Annotated in this window: 22 protein-coding genes; 21 read left to right on the top strand and 1 reads right to left on the bottom strand. The window is 70.9% G+C overall.

Features of this window, described 5'->3' with window-relative positions:
• Positions 1-34 precede the first annotated feature (34 nt).
• The 7 genes from aroC to nusB all read left to right on the top strand — a co-directional run bounded on the left by aroC (position 35) and on the right by nusB (position 6,247).
• The gene (aroC, locus tag ACFZDJ_RS20770; RefSeq protein WP_168490030.1) at positions 35-1,219 is read left to right on the top strand and encodes a chorismate synthase; all 1,185 of its coding nucleotides are present in this window, start codon (positions 35-37) and stop codon (positions 1,217-1,219) included.
• A complete protein-coding gene (locus tag ACFZDJ_RS20765) occupies positions 1,216-1,734 on the top strand; it encodes a shikimate kinase (protein WP_384906175.1) in 519 nt (172 codons plus the stop codon). The genes aroC and ACFZDJ_RS20765 overlap by 4 nt, the downstream gene beginning before the upstream one ends.
• The gene (aroB, locus tag ACFZDJ_RS20760; protein ID WP_390936676.1) at positions 1,731-2,822 is read left to right on the top strand and encodes a 3-dehydroquinate synthase; all 1,092 of its coding nucleotides are present in this window, start codon (positions 1,731-1,733) and stop codon (positions 2,820-2,822) included. Before ACFZDJ_RS20765 ends, aroB begins: the two co-directional genes overlap by 4 nt.
• 220 nt (positions 2,823-3,042) lie before the next feature.
• Entirely contained in the window at positions 3,043-3,912 is an 870-nt protein-coding gene (locus ACFZDJ_RS20755; protein ID WP_384906173.1) for a Pro-rich N-terminal domain-containing protein, read from the top strand.
• Between the two features lie 166 nt (positions 3,913-4,078).
• On the top strand, positions 4,079-5,185 hold the full coding sequence (locus tag ACFZDJ_RS20750; RefSeq protein ID WP_384906172.1) for a M24 family metallopeptidase: 1,107 nt from the start codon (positions 4,079-4,081) through the stop codon (positions 5,183-5,185).
• A gap of 58 nt (positions 5,186-5,243) precedes the next feature.
• Entirely contained in the window at positions 5,244-5,810 is a 567-nt protein-coding gene (gene efp, locus ACFZDJ_RS20745) for an elongation factor P (RefSeq protein ID WP_010988257.1), read from the top strand.
• Positions 5,811-5,812: 2 nt separating this feature from the next.
• Positions 5,813-6,247, top strand: a complete 435-nt coding sequence (gene nusB, locus ACFZDJ_RS20740) for a transcription antitermination factor NusB (protein WP_067366002.1) — start codon at positions 5,813-5,815, stop codon at positions 6,245-6,247.
• A 199-nt stretch (positions 6,248-6,446) separates the two neighbouring features.
• Here nusB and bldD read toward each other — a convergent pair whose 3' ends face one another.
• Positions 6,447-6,947, bottom strand: coding sequence for a transcriptional regulator BldD (gene bldD / locus ACFZDJ_RS20735; protein ID WP_037621142.1), 501 nt, complete (start codon positions 6,945-6,947; stop codon positions 6,447-6,449).
• Positions 6,948-7,200: 253 nt separating this feature from the next.
• Here bldD and pyrR point away from each other — a divergent pair, with 253 nt between their 5' ends.
• The 14 genes from pyrR to ACFZDJ_RS20665 all read left to right on the top strand — a co-directional run bounded on the left by pyrR (position 7,201) and on the right by ACFZDJ_RS20665 (position 24,068).
• Entirely contained in the window at positions 7,201-7,791 is a 591-nt protein-coding gene (gene pyrR / locus ACFZDJ_RS20730) for a bifunctional pyr operon transcriptional regulator/uracil phosphoribosyltransferase PyrR (protein WP_168507278.1), read from the top strand.
• Positions 7,792-7,887: 96 nt separating this feature from the next.
• Positions 7,888-8,865, top strand: a complete 978-nt coding sequence (locus tag ACFZDJ_RS20725) for an aspartate carbamoyltransferase catalytic subunit (protein ID WP_391060690.1) — start codon at positions 7,888-7,890, stop codon at positions 8,863-8,865.
• Between the two features lie 4 nt (positions 8,866-8,869).
• Positions 8,870-10,156, top strand: coding sequence for a dihydroorotase (locus ACFZDJ_RS20720; RefSeq protein ID WP_101406264.1), 1,287 nt, complete (start codon positions 8,870-8,872; stop codon positions 10,154-10,156).
• 14 nt (positions 10,157-10,170) lie between these two features.
• A complete protein-coding gene (locus ACFZDJ_RS20715) occupies positions 10,171-10,734 on the top strand; it encodes a hypothetical protein (RefSeq protein WP_384918122.1) in 564 nt (187 codons plus the stop codon).
• On the top strand, positions 10,731-11,888 hold the full coding sequence (gene carA / locus ACFZDJ_RS20710) for a glutamine-hydrolyzing carbamoyl-phosphate synthase small subunit (RefSeq protein ID WP_390936667.1): 1,158 nt from the start codon (positions 10,731-10,733) through the stop codon (positions 11,886-11,888). Before ACFZDJ_RS20715 ends, carA begins: the two co-directional genes overlap by 4 nt.
• Positions 11,881-15,189, top strand: a complete 3,309-nt coding sequence (gene carB / locus ACFZDJ_RS20705; RefSeq protein ID WP_391060688.1) for a carbamoyl-phosphate synthase large subunit — start codon at positions 11,881-11,883, stop codon at positions 15,187-15,189. The genes carA and carB overlap by 8 nt, the downstream gene beginning before the upstream one ends.
• 65 nt (positions 15,190-15,254) lie before the next feature.
• Complete coding sequence (locus ACFZDJ_RS20700) at positions 15,255-16,361, top strand: quinone-dependent dihydroorotate dehydrogenase (RefSeq protein WP_168507253.1); 1,107 nt, start codon at positions 15,255-15,257, stop codon at positions 16,359-16,361.
• Entirely contained in the window at positions 16,358-17,200 is an 843-nt protein-coding gene (gene pyrF, locus ACFZDJ_RS20695; RefSeq protein ID WP_390936660.1) for an orotidine-5'-phosphate decarboxylase, read from the top strand. Before ACFZDJ_RS20700 ends, pyrF begins: the two co-directional genes overlap by 4 nt.
• A gap of 311 nt (positions 17,201-17,511) precedes the next feature.
• Positions 17,512-17,835: an integration host factor gene (locus ACFZDJ_RS20690; protein WP_016638838.1), complete on the top strand. Its 324-nt coding sequence runs from the start codon at positions 17,512-17,514 to the stop codon at positions 17,833-17,835.
• A gap of 37 nt (positions 17,836-17,872) precedes the next feature.
• Positions 17,873-18,430: a guanylate kinase gene (gene gmk, locus ACFZDJ_RS20685; RefSeq protein ID WP_390936657.1), complete on the top strand. Its 558-nt coding sequence runs from the start codon at positions 17,873-17,875 to the stop codon at positions 18,428-18,430.
• A 37-nt stretch (positions 18,431-18,467) separates the two neighbouring features.
• A complete protein-coding gene (gene rpoZ, locus ACFZDJ_RS20680) occupies positions 18,468-18,740 on the top strand; it encodes a DNA-directed RNA polymerase subunit omega (protein ID WP_003982715.1) in 273 nt (90 codons plus the stop codon).
• A gap of 91 nt (positions 18,741-18,831) precedes the next feature.
• Positions 18,832-20,034 carry a bifunctional phosphopantothenoylcysteine decarboxylase/phosphopantothenate--cysteine ligase CoaBC gene (gene coaBC / locus ACFZDJ_RS20675; RefSeq protein WP_390936655.1) on the top strand — a complete coding sequence of 401 codons (1,203 nt, stop codon included), beginning with the start codon at positions 18,832-18,834 and terminating at the stop codon, positions 20,032-20,034.
• A gap of 240 nt (positions 20,035-20,274) precedes the next feature.
• On the top strand, positions 20,275-21,483 hold the full coding sequence (metK, locus tag ACFZDJ_RS20670) for a methionine adenosyltransferase (protein WP_190173394.1): 1,209 nt from the start codon (positions 20,275-20,277) through the stop codon (positions 21,481-21,483).
• Between the two features lie 437 nt (positions 21,484-21,920).
• Positions 21,921-24,068, top strand: a complete 2,148-nt coding sequence (locus tag ACFZDJ_RS20665; RefSeq protein WP_391060685.1) for a primosomal protein N' — start codon at positions 21,921-21,923, stop codon at positions 24,066-24,068.
• Positions 24,069-24,140: the final 72 nt, after the last annotated feature.

Below are 24,140 nucleotides of genomic sequence, written 5' to 3'. Positions count from 1 at the left end.
GGGCAGTACCAGGGCGCGAGCATGAGGAGCACCGTTGAGCAGGTTGCGCTGGCTGACCGCGGGGGAGTCCCACGGTCCCGCACTTGTCGCGACGCTGGAGGGCCTTCCCGCCGGCGTGCCGATCACCACGGAGATGGTGGCGGACCACCTCGCCCGGCGGCGCCTGGGCTATGGACGCGGTGCCCGGATGAAGTTCGAGCGTGACGAGGTCACCTTCCTGGGCGGTGTCCGGCACGGTCTCACCCTCGGCTCGCCGGTGGCCGTCATGGTCGGCAACACCGAGTGGCCCAAGTGGGAGCAGGTCATGGCGGCCGACCCGGTCGACCCGTCGGTGCTGGCGGAGGTGGCCCGCAACGCGCCGCTGACCCGGCCCCGGCCCGGCCACGCCGACCTCGCGGGCATGCAGAAGTACGGCTTCGACGAGGCCCGGCCGATCCTGGAGCGCGCCTCCGCCCGGGAGACCGCGGCCCGTGTCGCGCTGGGCGCCGTGGCCCGTTCGTACCTGAAGGAGACGGCCGGGATCGAGATCGTCTCGCACGTCGTCGAGCTGGCCGCGGCGAAGGCCCCGTACGGCGTCTACCCCAAGCCCTCGGACGTCGAGAGGCTCGACGCCGACCCCGTGCGCTGCCTCGACGCCGACGCGTCGAAGGCGATGGTCGCGGAGATCGACCAGGCCCACAAGGACGGCGACACGCTCGGCGGCGTCGTCGAGGTGCTCGCGTACGGCGTGCCGGTGGGCCTCGGTTCGCACGTGCACTGGGACCGGCGCCTCGACGCCCGGCTCGCGGCCGCGCTCATGGGCATCCAGGCGATCAAGGGCGTCGAGGTCGGCGACGGCTTCGAACTGGCCCGGGTGCCCGGCTCCAAGGCCCACGACGAGATCGTCCACACCGAGGACGGCATCCGCCGCACCTCCGGCCGCTCCGGCGGCACCGAGGGCGGTCTGACCACCGGCGAGCTGCTGCGCGTGCGCGCCGCGATGAAGCCGATCGCGACCGTGCCCCGCGCGCTGGCCACGATCGACGTGGCGACCGGCGAGGCCGCCAAGGCCCACCACCAGCGCTCCGACGTCTGCGCGGTCCCGGCCGCCGGAATCGTCGCCGAGGCCATGGTCGCCCTCGTCCTCGCGGACGCGGTGGCCGAGAAGTTCGGCGGCGACAGCGTGCCCGAGACACGGCGCAACGTCGAGTCCTACCTCGAGAACCTGGTCGTGCGGTGACCGCTGGACCACTGGTCGTCCTCGTCGGACCGATGGGTGTCGGCAAGTCCACCGTCGGCGCGCTGGTCGCACACCGGCTCGGCTGCGCCTACCGCGACACGGACGACGACATCGTGGCCGAGCAGGGCCGCACCATCGCCGACATCTTCGTCGACGAGGGCGAGCCGGTCTTCCGTGCCATCGAGAAGAGCGCCGTGCACAAGGCGCTGGCCGAGCACGACGGGGTCCTGGCGCTGGGCGGCGGCTCGATCCTCGACGCCGACACCCGCGCGCTGCTCGCCGGGCACCGGGTCGTCTACCTCTCGATGGACGTCGAGGAGGCGGTCCAGCGCACCGGCCTGAACGCGGCCCGTCCGCTGCTCGCCGTCAACCCGCGCCGGCAGTGGCGCGAGCTGATGGAGGCCCGCCGCCATCTGTACACCGAAGTCGCCCGCGCGGTCGTGCCCACCGACGGCCGCACCCCCGAAGAGGTCGCCCAAGCCGTCCTCGACGCACTGGAGTTGAAGGAAGCATGAGCGAGGCAGTGACGCGTATCCAGGTCGGCGGCACAGCGGGCACCGACCCGTACGAGGTCCTGGTCGGCCGTCAACTCCTCGGTGAACTGGGCGCGTTGATCGGCGACAAGGCCCAGCGCGTCGCGATCATCCACCCCGAGGCGCTCGCCGAGACCGGGGACGAGCTCCGCGCCGACCTGGCCGCACAGGGCTTCGAGGCCGTCGCCATCCAGGTGCCCAACGCGGAGGAGGCCAAGACCGCGGAGGTGGCCGCCTACTGCTGGAAGGCGCTCGGCCAGTCCGGCTTCACCCGCACCGACGCCATCGTCGGCGTGGGCGGCGGCGCCACCACCGACCTCGCCGGGTTCGTCGCGGCGACCTGGCTGCGCGGGGTGCGCTGGATCGCCGTCCCCACCACCGTGCTCGGTATGGTCGACGCGGCGGTCGGCGGCAAGACCGGCATCAACACCGCCGAGGGCAAGAACCTCGTCGGCTCCTTCCACCCGCCCGCGGGCGTGCTCTGCGACCTGGCCGCGCTCGACTCGCTGCCGGTCAACGACTTCGTCTCCGGGCTCGCGGAGATCATCAAGGCCGGCTTCATCGCCGACCCGGTGATCCTGGAGCTCATCGAGTCCGACCCCGAGGCGGCACGGACGCCCGCGGGCCCGCACACCGCCGAGCTCATCGAGCGCTCCATCAAGGTGAAGGCCGAGGTCGTCTCCGGCGACCTCAAGGAGTCGGGGCTCCGCGAGATCCTCAACTACGGCCACACCCTCGCGCACGCCATCGAGAAGAACGAGCGCTACAAGTGGCGGCACGGCGCGGCCGTCGCCGTCGGCATGCACTTCGCCGCCGAACTCGGCCGACTGGCGGGCCGGCTGGATGACGCGACCGCCGACCGCCACCGCACGATCCTGGAGTCCGTCGGCCTCCCGCTCAGTTACCGCTACGACCAGTGGCCCAAGCTGCTGGAGAACATGAAGGTCGACAAGAAGTCCCGCGGCAGCCTGCTGCGCTTCATCGTCCTCGACGGTCTGGCCAAGCCGACCGTCCTGGAGGGCCCCGACCCGGCGGTGCTCCTCGCCGCGTACGGCGAAGTGGGGGAGTAGCTCCCAACGGGCCCCTGCTTGGCCCTGTTTGCCCTCCGTTCATGGGCACTCCCCGGCTTCCCCGGCCGTTCACACAACGACGGCCGGGGAAGGTACCGTTCGGTGGGGGGCCCTCCCGCGCGCTTCAGGCTGTGGGGGAGAGCGGGAGGCTCCGCTCGCCGGCGTCAATCGCCTGCCGCGAGCGAATGGGCGAAAAGATCACGAGACGGAGTGGCACCGGATGCAGCACGCAGTGGGGGCTCCGCTGCCGCCGCCCCACCAGCCGGGGCACGGACCGGCCGACGGCTGGTCGCCGGCCGCACAGCACCCGGGACACCCGGGCGGACCCTCCGGTCCGGCACCCACGAGCCCACCCGCTCCCGGCTTCACGCCTCCGCCGCCGGGGCATCCGGCGCCGCCCTCGCACCTGCCGCATCCCGCGCCCCCGCAGCACGCCCCCGCAGCGCCGATCCCCGACACGACGGGTCATGTGCAGCTACCCCCGGGCGGCCCGGTCGCCATGCCCAGCGCCCCGGGCGCCCCCGACCCCGCGGCGACCACCCTCGCCGTGCTGCTCATCGGGCCCGCGGGTGCGGGCAAGACGAGCGTCGCCAAGTACTGGGCGGACCACCGCCGGGTGCCGACCGCCCACATCAGCCTCGACGACGTACGCGAATGGGTGCGCTCGGGCTTCGCCGATCCGCAGTCGGGGTGGAACGACCATTCGGAGGCGCAGTACCGCCTGGCCCGCCGCACCTGCGGCTTCGCCGCGCGGAACTTCCTGGCGAACGGCATCTCCTGCATCCTCGACGACGCGGTCTTCCCGGACCGCCCGGTCGTCGGCCTCGGCGGCTGGAAGCGACACGTCGGGCCGGGGCTGCTGCCCGTGGTGTTGTTGCCGGGCCTGGAGATAGTCCTGGAGCGCAACGCCGAGCGCTCCGGAAACCGCCGCCTGACCGACGAGGAAGTCGCCCGTATCCACGGCCGCATGGCCGGCTGGTACGGCTCCGGGCTCCCCATCATCGACAACTCCCAGCTCGACGTCCCGTCCACGGCCCGCGTCCTGGACGAGGTCCTGGCCCGCTCCCTCGCGAGCCCACCGCAGTGGTGACCCCGCGGGGCCGGCAAGTACCGCCTGTCGGCCCCGCACCGATCGCGATCGCGGAACCAGCCCCCTGACCCTCGCCCGCGGTGCCTCCGTCTCACCGCCGACCGCCTACCGCCCATCCGGCCCCGCTGGAACGGCGACATCGCGTCGACGCTCGTAGGCTCGATTTATGTCAGAGGTGTACGCGGCGCGACGCGAGCGGCTTCGGGAGCGCTGTGCGGCGGGCGGCAGCGCGACGGCGCTCGTCACCCGCCCGGCCAACGTGAGGTACCTCGCGGGCGCGGCCCCGCGGGGGGCCGTTCTCCTGCTGGGCAGGAGCGAGGACCTGCTGCTCTGTGGCGCTCCGCCGAGCGGCGAGGTCGGCGAGGGACGTCCCGACGAGGCGCTGCGCGTGCAGGTGCTGCCGCGCGCCGGGGGCGACGCGGCCGTGGCCGCCGCCGACGCCGCCATCGCCCAGGGCGCCGACTCCCTGGCGGTCGAGGAGCACCATCTCACCGTGACCCGGCACCGGGCCATCGGCTCGGTGGCACCCCAGCTGCGCCTGGCCGACCTGGGCGGTGCGGTGGAGCAGCTGCGGGTGATCAAGGACGAGGAGGAGATCTCCTGTCTGCGGATCGGCGCCGAGATCGCCGACCAGGCGCTCGGGGAGCTCCTCGAATCGATCCTCGTCGGCCGCACCGAGCGGCATCTCGCCCTGGAGCTGGAGCGCCGGCTCGTCGACCACGGCGCCGATGGCCCCGCCTTCGCGACCTCCGTCGGCACCGGCCCGAACTCCGGGCGGCGCGGGCACCGGCCCACCGACCGGCGGGTCGAGGAGGGAGATTTCCTTTCCGTCTGCCTCGGCGCGACCTACCGCGGCTACCGCTGCGAAATCGGCCGTACCTTTGTGATCGGTACCTCGCCGGCCGACTGGCAGATCGACCTGTACGACCTCGTCTTCGCCGCCCAGCGGGCCGGACGCGAGGCGCTGGTACCCGGCGCCGCCTACCGTGACGTGGACCGGGCCGCACGCCAGGTGCTCGGCTCCGCGGGCCATACGGAGGGCCTTTCTTCGCTGACCGGGCACGGTGTGGGGCTCGAAATCGACGAGGACCCGCAGCTCGCCCCCGCGGCCATGGGTAAACTGGAGACTTGCGTGCCGGTCACCGTCGAACCGGGGGTCCACCTCCCGGGCCGGGGCGGTGTCAGGATCGATGACACGCTCGTCGTACGCCCCGAGGCGGACGGCGGACCCGAGCTACTCACCATCACGACCAAGGAACTGCTCGCGCTCTAGCCAATCGCTACGCGCGTGCCCCGGGGTCGTCCACGTCAGTCCAGGAGATTCCGCAACCGTGGCTTCCACGAACGACCTCAAGAACGGCCTGGTGCTCAAGCTCGACGGAGGCCAGCTCTGGTCCGTCGTCGAGTTCCAGCACGTCAAGCCCGGCAAGGGCCCGGCCTTCGTGCGCACCAAGCTGAAGAACGTGCTCTCCGGCAAGGTCGTCGACAAGACGTTCAACGCCGGCGTCAAGGTCGAGACGGCCACGATCGACAAGCGCGACATGCAGTTCTCGTACATGGACGGCGAGTACTTCGTCTTCATGGACATGGACACGTACGACCAGCTCATGGTCGACCGCAAGTCCGTCGGCGACGCCGCCAACTTCCTGATCGAGGGCTTCACCGCCACCGTCGCGCAGCACGAGGGCGAGGTGCTCTTCGTCGAGCTGCCGGCCGCCGTCGAGCTCGTCATCCAGGAGACCGAGCCGGGTGTCCAGGGCGACCGCTCCACCGGTGGCACCAAGCCCGCCACCCTGGAGACCGGTCACCAGATCCAGGTCCCGCTCTTCATCACCACCGGTGAGAAGATCAAGGTCGACACCCGCACGAGCGACTACCTCGGCCGGGTGAACAGCTAACCGTGGCTGCCCGCAACACGGCCCGCAAGCGCGCCTTCCAGATCCTCTTCGAGGGCGACCAGCGCGGCGTGGACGTCCTGACGGTCCTCGCGGACTGGATCCGGCACTCCCGGACCGACACCCGGCAGCCCCCGGTCAGCGAGTACACGATGGAGCTGGTCGAGGGCTACGCCACCAAGGCGAAGCGGATCGACGAGCTCATCGCGACATACGCCGTCGACTGGACGCTGGACAGGATGCCGGTCGTCGACCGCAACATCCTGCGCCTCGGCGCCTACGAGCTGATCTGGGTCGACGGGACCCCCGACGCCGTGGTCCTCGACGAGGCGGTGCAGTTGGCCAAGGAGTTCTCCACGGACGAGTCGCCCTCGTTCGTGAACGGCCTGCTGGGCCGGCTGAAGGACCTGAAGCCGTCGCTGCGCCGCGACGAGGCCTAGCGCATACGGCGCCGGTGGTCCGTACGCGCCCGTAGACGACGTACGAAAACGCCGGAGGGCCCGCAGCACGTCCGCTGCGGGCCCTCCGGCGTTCCCGTACCCATCGGGCTCCCGAGGCCCGCAGAAAGCCGCCGGGGTGGCCGGAACACATGGTTCCGGCCACCCCGGCGGCACGTTTCTGCTGAACTCCCCGAAGGGGTCAGCCCTCGTCGTGGGCGACGGCGCGGCGCGCGTCCGCGTCCAGCACGCCCCAGCTGATCAGCTGCTCGGTGAGAACCGAGGGCGACTGGTCGTAGATGACGGCGAGGGTGCGCAGGTCGTCCTGGCGGATCGACAGCACCTTGCCGTTGTAGTCACCGCGCTGGGACTGGATCGTCGCGGCGTAACGCTGCAGCGGACCCGCCTTCTCGGCCGGCACGTGGGCCAGCCGCTCCAGGTCGAGGACAAGCTTCGGCGGCGGCTCGGCGGCCCCGCCAGGAGTGGTGCCGGGCAGCAGCTCCTGCACGGGAACCCCGTAGAAATCCGCCAGTTCGGCGAGGCGCTGCACGGTGACGGCGCGGTCGCCGCGCTCGTACGACCCGACCACGACCGCCTTCCAGCGTCCCTGTGACTTCTCCTCGACTCCGTGGAGGGAAAGGCCCTGCTGGGTGCGGATGGCCCGGAGCTTGGCCCCGAGCTGTTTGGCGTATTCGCTGGACATATAGCTCCCCGGACGCTGTATCAACGTGCGGCTCCGCCGCGCGGCTGGTGACTCTGGTGACTCACTGTGAGGTTACGCAGCGTTACTCTCCCCCGTCAAGCCGAATGGTCCGGACCGACCTTCGCGCGGGAGTCACCGGCGGTGGCCCACGGGGTGGTGATCAGGCGCGTTGCCGGGCTGGTACCGTGGATGGCGCAAATCCGACGTCCTTTAATGATCCGTCCCGTGAGGCGGAGAAGGAGGTCCGTTTCGTATGGACACCGAGCAGGACAAACAGCAGTACGAAGCCGATGCGCGGCCCGTTCTGGAAGCCCCCGACATCGCGCGGGTGCTCACCCGTATCGCCCACGAGATCGTCGAACGCGCCAAGGGCGCCGATGACGTGGTGCTCCTCGGCATTCCGACCCGGGGCGTCTTCCTGGCCCGCAGACTGGCCGACAAGCTCGAAGAGATCACCGATCGCAAGATCCCGGTGGGCTCGCTCGACATCACCATGTACCGCGACGACCTGCGTATGCACCCGCCGCGTGCGCTGGCCCGCACCGAGATCCCCGGTGACGGCATCGACGGCCGCCTGGTCGTCCTCGTCGACGACGTGCTCTTCTCCGGCCGCACCATCCGCGCCGCGCTCGACGCGCTGAACGACATCGGCCGCCCGCGCGCCGTGCAGCTCGCGGTCCTCGTCGACCGCGGCCACCGCGAACTGCCCATCCGCGCCGACTACGTCGGCAAGAACCTCCCCACGTCGTTGCGGGAGACGGTCAAGGTCCAGCTCGCCGAGGAGGACGGTCGCGACACCGTGCTGCTCGGTGCGAAGCGGACCTCCCCGGACGCGCAGCACTAGCACTCCGGAGTACGTCACCGCCGTACGCCCCCGAGTGCGCCTCCATGCGCGCCCGCCTGCCCGAATTCTCCTGAACTGCCTTACGGAGCCTGACAGATGCAGCGTCATCTCATCTCGGCCGCCGACCTCACCCGCGACGACGCCGTCCTGATCCTCGACACCGCCGAGGAGATGGCCCGGGTCGCCGACCGGCCGATCAAGAAGCTGCCGACCCTGCGCGGCCGCACCGTCGTCAATCTCTTCTTCGAGGACTCGACCCGTACCCGGATCTCCTTCGAGGCCGCCGAGAAGCGCCTCTCCGCGGACGTCATCAACTTCACCGCCAAGGGTTCCTCGGTGTCCAAGGGGGAGTCCCTGAAGGACACCGCCCAGACCCTCGAAGCCATGGGCGTCGACGCCGTCGTCATCCGGCACGGCGCCTCCGGAGCCCCGTACCGGCTCGCCACCTCCGGCTGGATCGACGCCGCCGTCATCAACGCGGGTGACGGCACCCACCAGCACCCCACGCAGGCCCTGCTCGACGCCTTCACCATGCGACGGCGCCTGGTCGGCCGTGACGCCGGCATCGGCCAGGACCTGGCCGGCAAGCACATCACGATCGTCGGCGACGTCCTGCACAGCCGGGTCGCCCGCTCCAACGTCGACCTGCTGCACACCCTCGGCGCCGAGGTCACCCTCGTCGCCCCGCCCACCCTGGTGCCCGTCGGCGTGGAGTCCTGGCCCTGCGAGATCTCCTACGACCTCGACAGCACCCTCTCCAAGTCCGACGCGGTGATGATGCTGCGCGTCCAGCGCGAGCGGATGAACGCGGCGTTCTTCCCGACCGAGCGCGAGTACTCGCGGCGCTACGGCCTCGACGGCGACCGCATGGCGAAGATGCCCGAGCACGCCATCGTGATGCACCCCGGCCCGATGGTCCGCGGCATGGAGATCACCGCCGAGGTCGCCGACTCCGACCGCTGCACCGTCGTCGAGCAGGTGGCGAACGGCGTCTCGATCCGCATGGCCGTGCTCTACCTGCTCCTGGGCGGCAACGAGCCCGCCGTCACCCACACCCGTACCGAGGAGAAGTAAGAACATGAGCAAGATCCTGATCCGTGGTGCGAAGGTGCTCGGGGGCGAGCCGCAGGACGTGCTGATCGACGGCGCCGTCATCGAGGCGGTCGGTACCGGCCTCTCGGACGAAGGCGCCGAGGTCGTCGAGGCCGACGGCAAGGTCCTCCTGCCGGGCCTCGTCGACCTGCACACCCATCTGCGGGAGCCCGGTCGTGAGGACTCCGAGACCGTCCTGACCGGTACGCGCGCGGCGGCGAGCGGCGGCTACACCGCCGTGTTCGCCATGGCCAACACCTTCCCGGTCGCCGACACCGCCGGTGTGGTCGAGCAGGTCTACCGGCTCGGCCAGGAGCACGGCTACTGCGACGTGCAGCCCATCGGCGCCGTCACGGTCGGCCTGGAGGGCAAGAAGCTCGCCGAGCTGGGCGCGATGCACGAGTCCGCGGCCGGCGTCACCGTCTTCTCGGACGACGGCAAGTGCGTGGACGACGCGGTGATCATGCGCCGGGCCCTGGAGTACGTGAAGGCCTTCGGCGGTGTGGTCGCGCAGCACGCGCAGGAGCCCCGCCTCACCGAGGGCGCCCAGATGAACGAGGGCGTCGTCTCCGCCGAGCTGGGGCTCGGGGGCTGGCCCGCGGTGGCCGAAGAATCGATCATCGCCCGGGATGTCCTGCTCGCCGAGCACGTCGGCTCGCGCGTCCACATCTGCCACCTGTCGACCGCCGGCAGCGTCGAGATCGTGCGCTGGGCCAAGTCCCGCGGCATCGACGTCACCGCCGAGGTCACCCCGCACCACCTCCTCCTCACCGACGAGCTGGTCCGCACCTACAACCCGGTCTACAAGGTCAACCCGCCGCTGCGCACCGAGCGCGACGTGACGGCGCTGCGCGAGGCGCTCGCCGACGGCACGATCGACATCGTCGCCACCGACCACGCGCCGCACCCGCACGAGGACAAGGACTGCGAGTGGGCCGCCGCCGCCATGGGCATGGTCGGCCTGGAGACCGCGCTGTCCGTCGTCCAGCAGACGATGGTCGAGACCGGACTGCTCGACTGGGCCGGCGTCGCCGACCGCATGTCCTTCAAGCCCGCCCGGATCGGGCAGGCCGCGGGCCATGGCCGTCCCGTCTCGGCAGGTGAGCCCGCCAACCTCACGCTCGTCGACACGGCATACCGTGGGGCTGTGGACCCCGCGGGCTTCGCCTCGCGCAGCCGCAACACCCCCTACGAGGGCCGTGAGCTGCCGGGCCGGGTCACGCACACCTGGCTGCGGGGCAAGGCCACCCTCGTCGACGGGAAGCTCGCGTGACACCTCTCATCCCGATGGCCGCCTCCGTGGCTGCCGAACAGAAGTCCGCCGAAGTGACCGACTGGGCCGCCCGGATCGGCTGGCTCGTCGGCCTCGTCCTGTTCGTCGCCCTCGTCTACTGGCTGATGCGTGAGGGCTGGAAGTGGCGCGGCAGCCTTCAGGGTGACCTGCCGGAGCTGCCTGCCGCGCCAGAAGACCCCGGCCCGGTGAAACTGGGCATGAGCGGCCGCTACCACGGCTCCACCACCGCCGGGCAGTGGCTGGACCGCATCGTCGCGCACGGCCTGGGCACCCGCAGCCGGGTCGAGCTCACGCTGACGGACGCGGGACTGGACGTCGTACGCCCCGGGGCCACCGACTTCTTCATCCCCGCCGAGGCACTGCGCGAGGCCCTGCTCGGCAAGGGCATCGCCGGGAAGGTCCTCAGCGAGGGCGGTCTGCTCGTCGTCACCTGGGCGCACGGCGACAAGCTGATCGACTCCGGGTTCCGCTCGGACCGCGCGGCCGAGCACACCGAGTGGGTCGACACCCTGAACGACATGATCAACAAGAGCACCAAGACGGAAGGCGCACGATGACGACCTCCAACCAGGGAGTCGCCTCGCAGAGGCACAAGGCAGCTCCCGCCGTACTCGTCCTGGAGGACGGCCGGACCTTCCGTGGCCGCGCCTACGGGGCCGCGGGGGTGACCTTCGGCGAGGCCGTGTTCTCCACCGGGATGACCGGCTACCAGGAGACCCTCACCGACCCGTCGTACCACCGCCAGGTCGTCGTCATGACCGCCCCGCACGTCGGCAACACCGGCGTCAATGACGAGGACCCCGAGTCGAAGCGGATCTGGGTCTCCGGATACGTCGTACGCGACCCCGCGCGCGTGCCCTCCAACTGGCGCGCCCGGCGCTCGCTGGACGAGGAACTGCGCAGCCAGGGTGTCGTCGGCATCAGCGGTGTCGACACCCGCGCCCTCACCCGTCACCTGCGTGAGCGCGGCGCCATGCGCGTCGGCATCTTCTCCGGCAACGCGCTGCCCGACGAGGGCACCATGCTCGCCGAGGTGCGCCAGGCGCCCGAGATGAAGGGCGCCAGCCTCTTCGAGGAGGTCGCCACCAAGGAGACGTACGTCGTCCCCGCCATCGGCGCGAAGAAGTTCACCGTCGCCGCCGTCGACCTGGGCATCAAGGGCATGACCCCGCACCGCATGGCCGAGCGCGGCATCGAGGTGCACGTGCTGCCCGCCACGGCCACGGCCGAGGACGTGTACGCCGTGAACCCCGACGGGGTCTTCTTCTCCAACGGCCCCGGTGACCCGGCCACCGCCGACGGCCCCGTCGCCGTCATGCAGGAGGTCCTCGCCCGCAAGACCCCGCTCTTCGGCATCTGCTTCGGCAACCAGATCCTCGGCCGCGCCCTCGGCTTCGGCACCTACAAGCTGAAGTACGGCCACCGCGGCATCAACCAGCCGGTGCAGGACCGTACGACCGGCAAGGTCGAAATCACCGCGCACAACCACGGCTTCGCGGTCGACGCGCCGCTCGACAAGGTCTCCGAGACCCCCTACGGCCGCGCCGAGGTCTCCCACGTCTGCCTGAACGACCAGGTCGTCGAGGGGCTCCACCTCCTCGACCAGCCGGCCTTCAGCGTCCAGTACCACCCCGAAGCGGCAGCCGGCCCGCACGACGCCGCCTACCTGTTCGACCGCTTCGTATCCCTGATGGAGGGCCAGCGTGCCTAAGCGCACCGATATCCAGTCCGTCCTGGTCATCGGCTCCGGCCCGATCGTCATCGGCCAGGCCGCCGAGTTCGACTACTCCGGCACCCAGGCGTGCCGCATCCTGCGCGCCGAGGGCCTGAGGGTCATCCTCGTCAACTCCAACCCGGCGACGATCATGACGGACCCGGAGATCGCAGACGCCACCTACGTCGAGCCGATCACCCCCGAGTTCGTCGAGAAGATCATCGCCAAGGAGCGCCCGGACGTCCTGCTGCCGACGCTCGGCGGCCAGACGGCCCTCAACACCGCGATCTCCATGCACGAACAGGGTGTGCTGGCGAAGTACGGCGTCGAGCTCATCGGCGCCAACGTCGAGGCGATCAACAAGGGCGAGGACCGCGACCTCTTCAAGGGCGTCGTCGAGGCCGTCCGCGCGAAGATCGGCCACGGCGAGTCCGCCCGGTCCGTCATCTGCCACTCCATGGACGACGTCCTCAAGGGCGTCGACACGCTCGGCGGCTACCCCGTCGTCGTCCGCCCCTCCTTCACCATGGGCGGCGCCGGCTCCGGCTTCGCGCACGACGAGGAGGAGCTGCGCCGCATCGCCGGCCAGGGCCTCACGCTCTCCCCGACCACCGAGGTGCTCCTGGAGGAGTCCATCCTCGGCTGGAAGGAGTACGAGCTGGAGCTGATGCGCGACAAGAACGACAACGTCGTGGTCGTCTGCTCCATCGAGAACTTCGACCCGATGGGCGTCCACACCGGCGACTCCATCACCGTCGCCCCGGCGATGACGCTGACCGACCGCGAGTACCAGCGGCTGCGCGACATCGGCATCGCGATCATCCGCGAGGTCGGCGTCGACACCGGCGGCTGCAACATCCAGTTCGCGGTCAACCCCGACGACGGCCGCATCATCGTCATCGAGATGAACCCGCGCGTGTCGCGCTCCTCGGCGCTCGCCTCCAAGGCGACCGGCTTCCCGATCGCCAAGATCGCCGCGAAGCTCGCCGTCGGCTACACGCTCGACGAGATCCCGAACGACATCACGGAGAAGACCCCGGCGTCCTTCGAGCCGACGCTCGACTACGTGGTCGTGAAGGCCCCGCGCTTCGCCTTCGAGAAGTTCCCGTCCGCCGACTCCACCCTGACGACCACCATGAAGTCGGTCGGCGAGGCCATGGCGATCGGCCGCAACTTCACCGAGGCGCTGCAGAAGGCGCTGCGGTCGCTGGAGAAGAAGGGCAGCCAGTTCACGTTCGTCGGCGAGCCCGGTGACAAGGACCTTCTCCTGGAAGAGGCCGTGCGGCCCACCGACGGCCGGATCAACACCGTCATGCAGGCCATCCGCGCGGGCGCCACGCCCGAGGAGGTCTTCGAGTCGACGAAGATCGACCCGTGGTTCGTCGACCAGCTCTTCCTGATCAAGGAGATCGCGGACGAGCTGGCCACCGCCGACAAGCTCGACCCCGAGCTGCTCGCCGAGGCCAAGCGGCACGGCTTCTCCGACGCCCAGGTCGCCGAGATCCGCGGGCTGCGCGAGGACGTCGTGCGCGAGGTGCGGCACGCTCTGGGCGTGCGCCCGGTGTACAAGACGGTCGACACCTGCGCCGCCGAGTTCGCGGCGAAGACCCCGTACTTCTACTCCTCGTACGACGAGGAGACCGAGGTCGCGCCGCGCGACAAGCCCGCGGTGATCATCCTGGGCTCCGGCCCGAACCGCATCGGCCAGGGAATCGAGTTCGACTACTCCTGCGTCCACGCCTCCTTCGCGCTCAGCGAGGCGGGCTACGAGACCGTGATGGTCAACTGCAACCCCGAGACCGTCTCCACGGACTACGACACCTCCGACCGCCTGTACTTCGAGCCGCTGACGCTCGAGGACGTGCTGGAGATCGTCCACGCGGAGTCGCTGGCCGGCCCGATCGCCGGTGTCATCGTCCAGCTCGGCGGCCAGACCCCGCTGGGCCTGGCCCAGGCGCTCAAGGACAACGGAGTGCCGGTCGTCGGTACGCCCCCCGAGGCGATCCACGCCGCCGAGGACCGCGGCGCCTTCGGACGCGTCCTCGCTCAGGCCGGTCTCCCGGCCCCCAAGCACGGCACCGCCACCACCTTCGCCGAGGCCAAGGCCATCGCGGACGAGATCGGCTACCCCGTCCTCGTACGGCCGTCGTACGTCCTCGGCGGGCGCGGCATGGAGATCGTGTACGACGAGACCCGGCTGTCGTCCTACATCGCCGAGTCGACCGAGATCAGCCCCTCCCGGCCGGTCCTCGTCGACCGCTTCCTCGACGACGCGATCGAGATCGACGTGGACGCGCTGTACGACGGCGAGGAGCTGTACCTCGGCGGCGTCATGGAACACATCGAGGAGGCCGGTATCCACTCCGGCGACTCGGCGTGCGCGCTGCCGCCGATCACGCTGGGCGGCTTCGACATCAAGCGGCTGCGGGCCTCCACCGAGGCCATCGCGAAGGGTGTCGGGGTCCGCGGCCTGATCAACATCCAGTTCGCCATGGCGGGCGACATCCTGTACGTCCTCGAAGCCAACCCGCGCGCCTCGCGCACGGTCCCCTTCACCTCGAAGGCGACCGCGGTGCCGCTGGCGAAGGCCGCCGCCCGGATCTCGCTGGGCGCGACCGTCGCCGAGCTGCGGGCGGAGGGGCTGCTCCCCGCGCACGGTGACGGCGGTGAGCTGCCGCTCGACGCGCCGATCTCCGTCAAGGAGGCCGTCATGCCGTGGTCGCGCTTCCGCGACATCCACGGGCGCGGCGTCGACACCGTCCTCGGCCCGGAGATGCGCTCCACCGGTGAGGTCATGGGTATCGACTCCGTCTTCGGCACGGCGTACGCCAAGTCCCAGGCGGGCGCCTACGGTCCGCTGCCGACCAAGGGCCGCGCCTTCATCTCGGTCGCCAACCGCGACAAGCGCTCGATGATCTTCCCGGCGCGCGAGCTGGTCGCGCACGGCTTCGAGCTGCTGGCCACCTCCGGCACGGCCGAGGTGCTCAAGCGCAACGGCATCAACGCGACGATCGTGCGCAAGCAGTCCGAGGGCACCGGCCCGAACGGCGAGCGGACCATCGTCCAGCTGATCCACGACGGCGAGGTCGACCTCATCGTCAACACGCCGTACGGCACCGGTGGCCGTCTCGACGGCTACGAGATCCGTACGGCCGCGGTGGCACGCTCCGTGCCGTGCCTGACGACCGTCCAGGCGCTCGCCGCCGCCGTCCAGGGCATCGACGCGCTCAACCACGGCGACGTGGGCGTCCGCTCGCTCCAGGAACACGCCGAACATCTGACAGCGGCCCGCGACTAGCAGCCCTGAGGGGGACACCGGAAACGGTGTCCCCCTCTTCATGAGGCTTCAGAGGACACTGAGACATGTACAAGCTTTTCTTCCGGCTGGTCTTCAAGCGGATGGACCCCGAGCAGGCCCACCACCTCGCCTTCCGCTGGATCCGGCTCGCCGCCCGTATCCCCGTGCTGCGTACGTTCATCGCCGCGGCGCTCGCGCCCCGCCACAAGGAGCTGCGGACCGAGGCGTTCGGCCTGCGGATGCACGGTCCCTTCGGGCTCGCGGCGGGCTTCGACAAGAACGCCGTCGCGATCGACGGGATGTCGATGCTCGGCTTCGACCACATCGAGATCGGCACGGTCACGGGGGAGCCGCAGCCGGGCAACCCCAAGAAGCGGCTGTTCCGCCTTGTGCCGGACCGGGCGCTGATCAACCGCATGGGGTTCAACAACGAGGGCTCCGCGGCCGTCAGCGAGCGCCTGAGGGCCCGTACGCCCGTCTTCAGGACCGTCGTGGGCGTCAACATCGGCAAGACCAAGGTCGTCCCCGAGGAGGAGGCCGTAGGCGACTACGTGAAGTCGACCGAGCGGCTCGCCCGGCACGCGGACTACCTCGTGGTGAACGTGAGCTCGCCGAACACGCCCGGCCTGCGCAACCTGCAGGCCACCGAGGCACTGCGGCCGCTGCTGAGCGCCGTCCGCGAGGCCGCCGACCGCGCGGTCACCGACCGGCGTGTGCCGCTGCTCGTCAAGATCGCGCCCGACCTCGCCGACGAGGACGTCGACGCGGTCGCCGACCTCGCCGTCGAACTCGGCCTGGACGGGATCATCGCCACGAACACCACCATCGCGCGCGACGGACTCGGTTTGAAGTCCGAACCCTCGCTCGTCAAGGAGACCGGCGGACTCTCGGGCGCGCCGCTGAAGGCACGCTCCCTGGAGGTGCTGCGCCGCCTCTACGCGCGCGTGGGCGACCGGATCACCCTGGTGGGCGTCGGTGGCATCGAGAACGCCGAGGACGCCTGGCAGCGCATCCTGGCCGGCGCCACGCTGGTCCAGGGGTACAGCGCGTTCATCTACGAGGGCCCCTTCTGGGGCCGGGCGATCCACAAGGGGCTCGCCGCCCGCCTCCGTACCAGCCCGTACGCCACCCTCGCCGACGCGGTCGGCGCCGACGTGAGGAAGTCCGCATGAGCCTGGAACCCTTCGGCACACGTCTTCGCCGTGCCATGGACGAGCGCGGCCCGCTGTGCGTCGGCATCGACCCGCACGCCTCCCTGCTCACCGACTGGGGCCTGAACGACGACATCGCGGGCCTGGAGCGGTTCAGCCGCACCGTCGTCGAGGCGCTGGCCGAGCGGGTCGCGGTCCTCAAGCCGCAGAGCGCGTTCTTCGAGCGGTTCGGGTCGCGCGGCATCGCCGTCCTGGAGAAGTCGGTCGAGGAGGCGCGGGCGGCCGGGGCACTGGTCGTGATGGACGCCAAGCGCGGCGACATCGGCTCGACCATGGCCGCGTACGCGCAGACCTTCCTGCGCAAGGACGCGCCGCTCTTCTCGGACGCGCTGACCGTGTCGCCGTACCTGGGCTATGGCTCGCTGAAGCCCGCGGTGGAGCTGGCGCGCGAGAGCGGCGCCGGGCTCTTCGTGCTCGCGCTCACCTCCAACCCGGAGGGCGGCGAGGTGCAGCACGCGGTGCGTGGGGACGGTCGTAACGTCGGAGCGACCATGCTGGCCCACCTCGCCGCCGAGAACGCGGGAGAGACGCCCCTGGGGTCCTTCGGCGCGGTGGTCGGCGCCACGCTGGGCGATCTCTCCTCCTACGACCTGGACATCAACGGACCGCTCCTGGCGCCCGGCATCGGCGCCCAGGGAGCCACGGCGGCCGATCTGGCGGGCGTCTTCGGGGCGGCGGTGCGCAATGTCGTGCCGAACGTGAGCCGGGGTGTTCTTCGTCACGGTCCCGACGTGATCGCGCTGCGTGCGTCCGCGGAGCGCTTCGCGGAGGAGATCAGGGCCGCCGTGACGGCCGCCTGAGTCCTGCGACAGCCGTTCGGGAGTCCTCCGATGAGTGCCTCCGGAGCGTCGCGAGTCTGAATACATCCTCAAATCCGGGGCAGTATGTCTCAAATGTCCGGCTCCAGGGAGGCTGACCAGGACTTTTCCGCTGTTCTCGCTGACTCTGGCGCACTTGCCCGCTAGTCTCCGTCGAGTGGGGCACCCCCCACGCTCTTCAAGGCAGTGGGGGGAGAACGGGCAAGCGTGTTGCTCGTGGCTCCCCAGGTGTGGGGCGACTAGGTTCCTCACCGGTCCGTATCCGACAGTTCGACATCCGAGGTGACGTAGGCGTGGCTCTTCCGCCCCTTACCCCTGAACAGCGCGCAGCCGCGCTCGAAAAGGCCGCCGCGGCTCGCCGGGAGCGGGCCGAGGTCAAGAATCGACTCAAGCACTCCGGCGCCTCGCTTCACGAGGTCATCAAGCAGGGTCAGGAGAACGACGTCATCGGCAAGATGAAGGTCTCCGCTCTCCTGGAGTCCCTGCCGGGCGTGGGCAAGGTCCGCGCCAAGCAGATCATGGAGCGACTCGGTATCTCCGAGAGCCGCCGCGTACGCGGCCTCGGCTCGAACCAGATCGCTTCTCTGGAGCGTGAGTTCGGCGGTTCCGGCGCCTGAGTCCTGGGCACACCGGGATTGCTGGAATAATCGCTGCATGAGTGAACGTCCGCGGCTGACCGTGCTCTCCGGCCCCTCTGGGGTCGGTAAGAGCACGGTCGTCGCCCATATGCGCAAGGAACACTCCGAGGTCTGGCTCTCGGTGTCGGCGACGACCCGCAAGCCACGCCCCGGTGAGAAGCACGGAGTCCACTACTTCTTCGTCTCCGACGAGGAGATGGACAAGCTGATCGCCAACGGCGAGCTGCTGGAGTGGGCCGAGTTCGCCGGCAACCGCTACGGGACGCCGCGTGCCGCCGTCCTGGAGCACCTGGAATCGGGTGTGCCCGTACTCCTGGAGATCGACCTCCAGGGCGCACGGCAGGTCCGCGAGTCCATGTCGGAGGCCCTGCTCGTGTTCCTGGCTCCGCCCTCCTGGGACGAGCTGGTGCGCAGGCTCACCGGACGGGGCACCGAACCGCCCGAGGTGATCGAGCGCCGCCTGGAGGCGGCCAAGATCGAACTGGCGGCCGAGCCGGAGTTCGATGTCACTCTGGTCAACACCTCCGTCGAGGACGTGGCGCGTGAGCTGCTAGCCTTGATGGAAGTTGTTTGATATTTCAGGTCATTTTCCACCTTTCGGAAGGCAGAGCGTGTCCTCTTCCATCACCGCTCCCGAGGGCATCATCAACCCTCCGATCGACGAGCTCCTCGAGGCCACCGACTCGAAGTACAGCCTCGTGATCTACGCGGCCAAGCGCGCCCGTCAGATCAACGCGTACTACTCGCAGCTCGGCGAGGGCCTCCTCGAGTACGTCGGTCCGCTCGTCGACACCCACGTCCACGAGAAGCCGCTGTCGATCGCCCTGCGCGAGATCAACGCGGGTCTGCTGACGTCCGAGGCCGTCGAGGGCCCCGCGCAGTAGTCGTTCAATCGCTCATCCCAGGCCCGGCGGCGCGACCGCCGGGCCTGTGGTGTGTCATGGAGTCGTACGTTTCCGAGCTCGGGGAGAGACGGTGGACAAGCCCAAGGTCGTGCTGGGAGTCAGCGGTGGCATCGCCGCGTACAAGGCCTGTGAGCTGTTGCGCAGGCTGACGGAGTCGGGCCACGACGTTCGTGTCGTCCCCACCGACTCCGCGCTGCACTTCGTCGGCGCCGCCACCTGGTCCGCGCTCTCCGGTCACCCCGTCTCCACCGAGGTCTGGTCGGACGTCCACGAGGTCCCGCACGTCCGCATCGGACAGCACGCGGACCTGGTGGTGGTGGCCCCCGCGACGGCCGACATGCTCGCCAAGGCCGCCCACGGCCTGGCCGACGACCTCCTCACCAACACCCTGCTCACCGCCCGCTGCCCGGTCGTCTTCGCGCCCGCCATGCACACCGAGATGTGGGAGCACCCGGCCACCCAGGAGAACGTGGCGACGCTGCGCCGGCGCGGTGCCGTCGTCATCGAGCCCGCGGTGGGGCGCCTGACCGGTGTCGACACCGGCAAGGGGAGGCTGCCCGACCCCGCGGAGATCTTCGAGGTCTGCCGCCGGGTGCTCGCCCGCGGCGTGACCGAGCCCGATCTCGCCGGCCGTCACGTCGTCGTCAGCGCCGGCGGTACCCGAGAGCCCCTCGACCCGGTCCGCTTCCTCGGTAACCGCTCCTCCGGCAAGCAGGGGTACGCCCTGGCGCGCACGGCGGCCGCGCGGGGCGCCCGGGTCACGCTGATCGCCGCGAACACCGCACTGCCGGACCCGGCGGGCGTGGACGTGGTGCAGGTCGGGACGGCCGTGCAGCTGCGCGAGGCGGTCCTCAAGGCGGCCTCGGACGCCGACGCCGTGGTGATGGCGGCGGCGGTGGCGGACTTCCGCCCGGTCTCGTACGCGGCCGGAAAGATCAAGAAGAAGGACGACCAGGAACCGGAGCCGATCGTTCTGGTCCGCAATCCGGACATCCTCGCGGAGATCTCGGCGGACCGTCCCCGCCCGGGCCAGGTGGTCGTCGGTTTCGCCGCCGAGACGGACGACGTCCTCGCCAACGGTCGTACGAAGCTGGCGCGCAAGGGGTGCGATCTTCTCGTCGTGAACGAGGTGGGGGAGCGCAAGACCTTCGGTGCCGAGGAGAACGAGGCCGTGGTGCTGGGGGCCGACGGCAGTGAGACCCCGGTGCCGTACGGACCCAAGGAGGCTCTGGCCGAGATGGTGTGGGACCTGGTGGGACGCCGCCTGGTGTGAATGTCTCATGAACCCCAGCCGCCGCGTCCATCAGCGTGAAATCGCCCGTGGTGACCCTGGTGGAGAACGATCGTCATGGCGCAGAATGCCCGTGCCGCAGGTCACAGGGCTTCCGAGAAGCGAGACAGGGGGGCCTGTGGGCGAGTGCGACCGATAAACTGTTCTCGGACGACGCCGAGCGCAGCTCTCGTCCCGTCCACCAATGATCAGCCAGCAGCCGCTGCAACCACAGGGAGCGTTGTGTCCCGTCGCCTGTTCACCTCGGAGTCCGTGACCGAGGGTCACCCCGACAAGATCGCTGACCAGATCAGTGACACCATTCTCGATGCGCTTCTGCGTGAGGACCCGACGTCCCGGGTCGCCGTGGAGACGCTGATCACGACCGGCCTGGTGCACGTGGCCGGCGAGGTCACGACCAAGGCGTACGCGCCGATCGCCCAGCTGGTCCGCGACAAGATCCTGGAGATCGGTTACGACTCGTCGAAGAAGGGCTTCGACGGAGCTTCCTGTGGTGTCTCGGTGTCGATCGGCTCGCAGTCGCCCGACATCGCGCAGGGTGTCGACACGGCGTACGAGAACCGGGTCGAGGGCGACGAGGACGAGCTCGACAAGCAGGGCGCCGGCGACCAGGGCCTGATGTTCGGGTACGCGACGGACGAGACCCCGAACCTGATGCCGCTCCCGATCCACCTCGCGCACAAGCTCTCGCGCAGGCTGTCCGAGGTCCGCAAGAACGGGACCATCCCGTACCTGCGCCCCGACGGCAAGACCCAGGTCACCATCGAGTACGACGGCGACAAGGCGGTCCGTCTGGACACCGTCGTCGTCTCCTCGCAGCACGCGTCGGACATCGACCTCGACTCCCTCCTCGCCCCCGACATCCGCGAGTTCGTGGTCGAGCCGGAGCTCAAGGCCCTCCTCGACGACGGCATCAAGCTGGAGACCGAGGGCTACCGCCTCCTGGTGAACCCGACCGGCCGCTTCGAGATCGGCGGCCCGATGGGCGACGCCGGCCTCACCGGCCGCAAGATCATCATCGACACGTACGGCGGCATGGCCCGCCACGGCGGCGGCGCCTTCTCGGGCAAGGACCCGTCCAAGGTCGACCGCTCCGCCGCCTACGCCATGCGCTGGGTCGCCAAGAACGTCGTCGCCGCGGGCCTCGCCTCCCGCTGCGAGGTCCAGGTCGCCTACGCCATCGGCAAGGCCGAGCCCGTCGGTCTCTTCGTCGAGACCTTCGGCACCGCCAAGGTCGACGCCGAGAAGATCGAGACCGCCATCGCCGAGGTCTTCGACCTCCGCCCGGCGGCCATCATCCGCGACCTCGACCTGCTGCGCCCGATCTACTCCCAGACGGCCGCCTACGGCCACTTCGGCCGCGAGCTGCCCGACTTCACGTGGGAGCGCACGGACCGCGTGGAGGCCCTGCGCAAGGCCGTCGGTCTGTAGGCAACACTTGCACGGCGAGGCCCGGTAGCCCTTCGGGGGCGCCGGGCCTCACCGTTTCCCCGCGGACAACCCGGAGGGGCCGGTGCTGCCGGGTGGGTAAATCGGTGGTGCGGGTGGGGGCGGGGTTCGTAGGGTCGGGGTCTCCCGGTGCGATGGCCGCGGTTACTTCGGTGGAGTGCGCCCAGGGCGCGCGGTGATTCTGGATCATGGTCCGCTGCCGCCTGGAACTCGGGAGAACTGACGTCGTGTCGTCCGGTGCGATGGTCACGGGTACTTCCGGGGTGTGATCCCCTCGCAGGTTCGAATCCTGCTGCCGGTCCTTGGACCGGTATGGCCGAGTGGTCCATGGCAGAAGCGCCCTCGGGGCGTTCGTGATCCGTGGCCGGCCTGATCTCGGGCGCGCGGCGGTGTCAGTGCGGTCTGGTAGGAATGTTGCTGTGAGCAGCGCGAACGGGTGGGATGAGGGTGGCGCGGAGGGCGCGCCGCCCGAGCAGCTTGCGTTGATTCGGGAAGGGGTCCGGCAGGCCAGGGCGCCCAAGGCGAAGCCGCGGACATGGCGGGGGGCGAAGCTCGCCGAGGAACTGCCTGTCGCACGCGTCCTCGTCGACAAGGGTGTGCTGCACCTTGACCGGTATTTCGACTACGCCGTGCCCGAGGAGCTGGACGCCGAGGCGCAGCCGGGCGTCCGGGTTCGGGTGCGGTTCGGGGCCGGGCGGCATCGGGTGCGGGAGGGCCGTCGTGAGGGCGGGGGGCTGATCGACGGGTTCCTCGTCGAGCGCCTCGCCGAGTCCGACTACTCCGGGCCGCTCGCCGCGCTCGCGCAGGTCGTGTCGCCCGAGCCCGTGCTCGGGCCCGAGCTGCTGGGACTCGCGCGCGCCGTCGCCGACCGGTACGCGGGGAGCCTCGCGGACGTGCTGCAGCTCGCGGTCCCGCCGCGCAACGCGCGGGCCGAGCAGAGGCCCTCGCCCGCGCCGCTCGCTCCGCCCGGCATGCCCGAGACCGGTTCCTGGACGCGGTACGGGCGGGGGGCGGCCTTTCTCGATTCGCTCGCCGCGGGCGGGGCACCGCGGGCCGTGTGGAACGCGCTGCCGGGGCCCGGCTGGGCCGAGGAGATCGCCAGAGCCGTGGGCGCGACGCTCGCCTCGGGGCGGGGCGCGCTCGTCGTCGTGCCGGACGGCCGGGCCGTCACGCGGGTGGATGCCGCGCTGTCCTCCGTGCTGGGGGAGGGGCAGCACGCGGTGCTCACGGCCGAGGCCGGGCCCGAGAAGCGCTACCGGCAGTGGCTGGCCGTGCGGCGTGGGTCCGTACGGGCCGTCGTGGGGACCCGGGCCGCCATGTTCGCGCCCGTACGGGATCTGGGACTCGTCGTCATCTGGGACGACGGCGACGACAGCCACAGCGAGCAGCACGCGCCGCAGCCGCATGCCCGGGAAGTGCTGCTGCTGCGGGCCGCCCATGACAAGTGCGGTTTCCTGTTGGGGAGTTGGGGCTGCACGGTGGAGGCCGCGCAGCTGGTCGAGAGCGGGTGGGCGCTGCCGCTGGTCGCCGAGCGGGAGCAGGTGCGGGCGAGCGCGCCGCTCGTGCGGACCGTGGGGGACGGGGATCTCGCGCGGGACGAGGCGGCACGGGCCGCCCGGTTGCCGTCCCTCGCCTGGCAGGTGGTGAGGGACGGGCTGCGGCACGGGCCCGTACTGGTGCAGGTGCCCCGGCGCGGGTATGTGCCGCGGATGGCCTGTGCGCAGTGCCGGGCTCCGGCTCGCTGCAGGCACTGCGCGGGACCGCTGGAGGCGCGGGACGCCGGGGCGCTGCTGTGCACGTGGTGCGGGCGGGACGAGGCGGCCTGGCACTGTCCGCAGTGCGGTGGGTTCCGGCTGCGGGCCCAGGTCGTGGGCGCGCGGCGGACCGCGGAGGAGCTGGGGCGGGCGTTTCCGGCCGTGCCCGTGCGGACGTCGGGGCGCGAGCAGGTGCTCGACACGGTCCCGGGTGCGCCCGCGCTCGTCGTGAGCACGCCGGGGGCCGAGCCCGTCGCCGAGGGCGGGTACGCGGCCGCGTTGCTGCTCGACGGCTGGACGATGCTGTCGCGGCCCGATCTGCGGGCCGGCGAGGACGCGCTGCGGCGGTGGATCGGCGCGGCGGCGCTGGTCCGCGGGCAGGGAGCCGGGGGCACGGTCGTGGTCGTCGCGGAGCCGACCCTTCGGCCCGTGCAGGCGCTCGTACGGTGGGATCCCGTCGGACACGCGGTGCGCGAGCTCGCCGAGCGGGCCGAGCTGGGGTTTCCACCGGTGTCCCGGATGGCGGCCGTGTCCGGTACGGCGGAGGCGCTCGCCGGGTTTCTCGCCGTGGTGGAGCTTCCGGGCGATGCGGAGGTGTTGGGGCCGGTGCCGCTGCCCGTCACGCAGGCCGGGGGGCCGCGGCGGGTGGGGGCGCCGCCTCCGGGGGAGCAGTGGGAGCGGGCGCTCGTCCGGGTGCCGCCGGGGAGCGGGGCGGCGCTGGCGGCCGCGCTGAAGGCCGCCCAGGCGGCGCGGATGGCGCGGGGCGGGAGTGAGCCGGTACGGATTCGGATCGATCCGCCGGACATCGGGTGACGAGCGTTGGTCCGCCCCCTGTCCGAGCCGCCCCGACCTGGGCCGCCTCCCGGCTTCGACGGTGCCGGGAGG

Source organism: Streptomyces sp. NPDC007896, assembly GCF_042959425.1.
Classification (GTDB): domain Bacteria; phylum Actinomycetota; class Actinomycetes; order Streptomycetales; family Streptomycetaceae; genus Streptomyces.
This window is presented reverse-complemented; position numbering and strand designations above follow the sequence as displayed.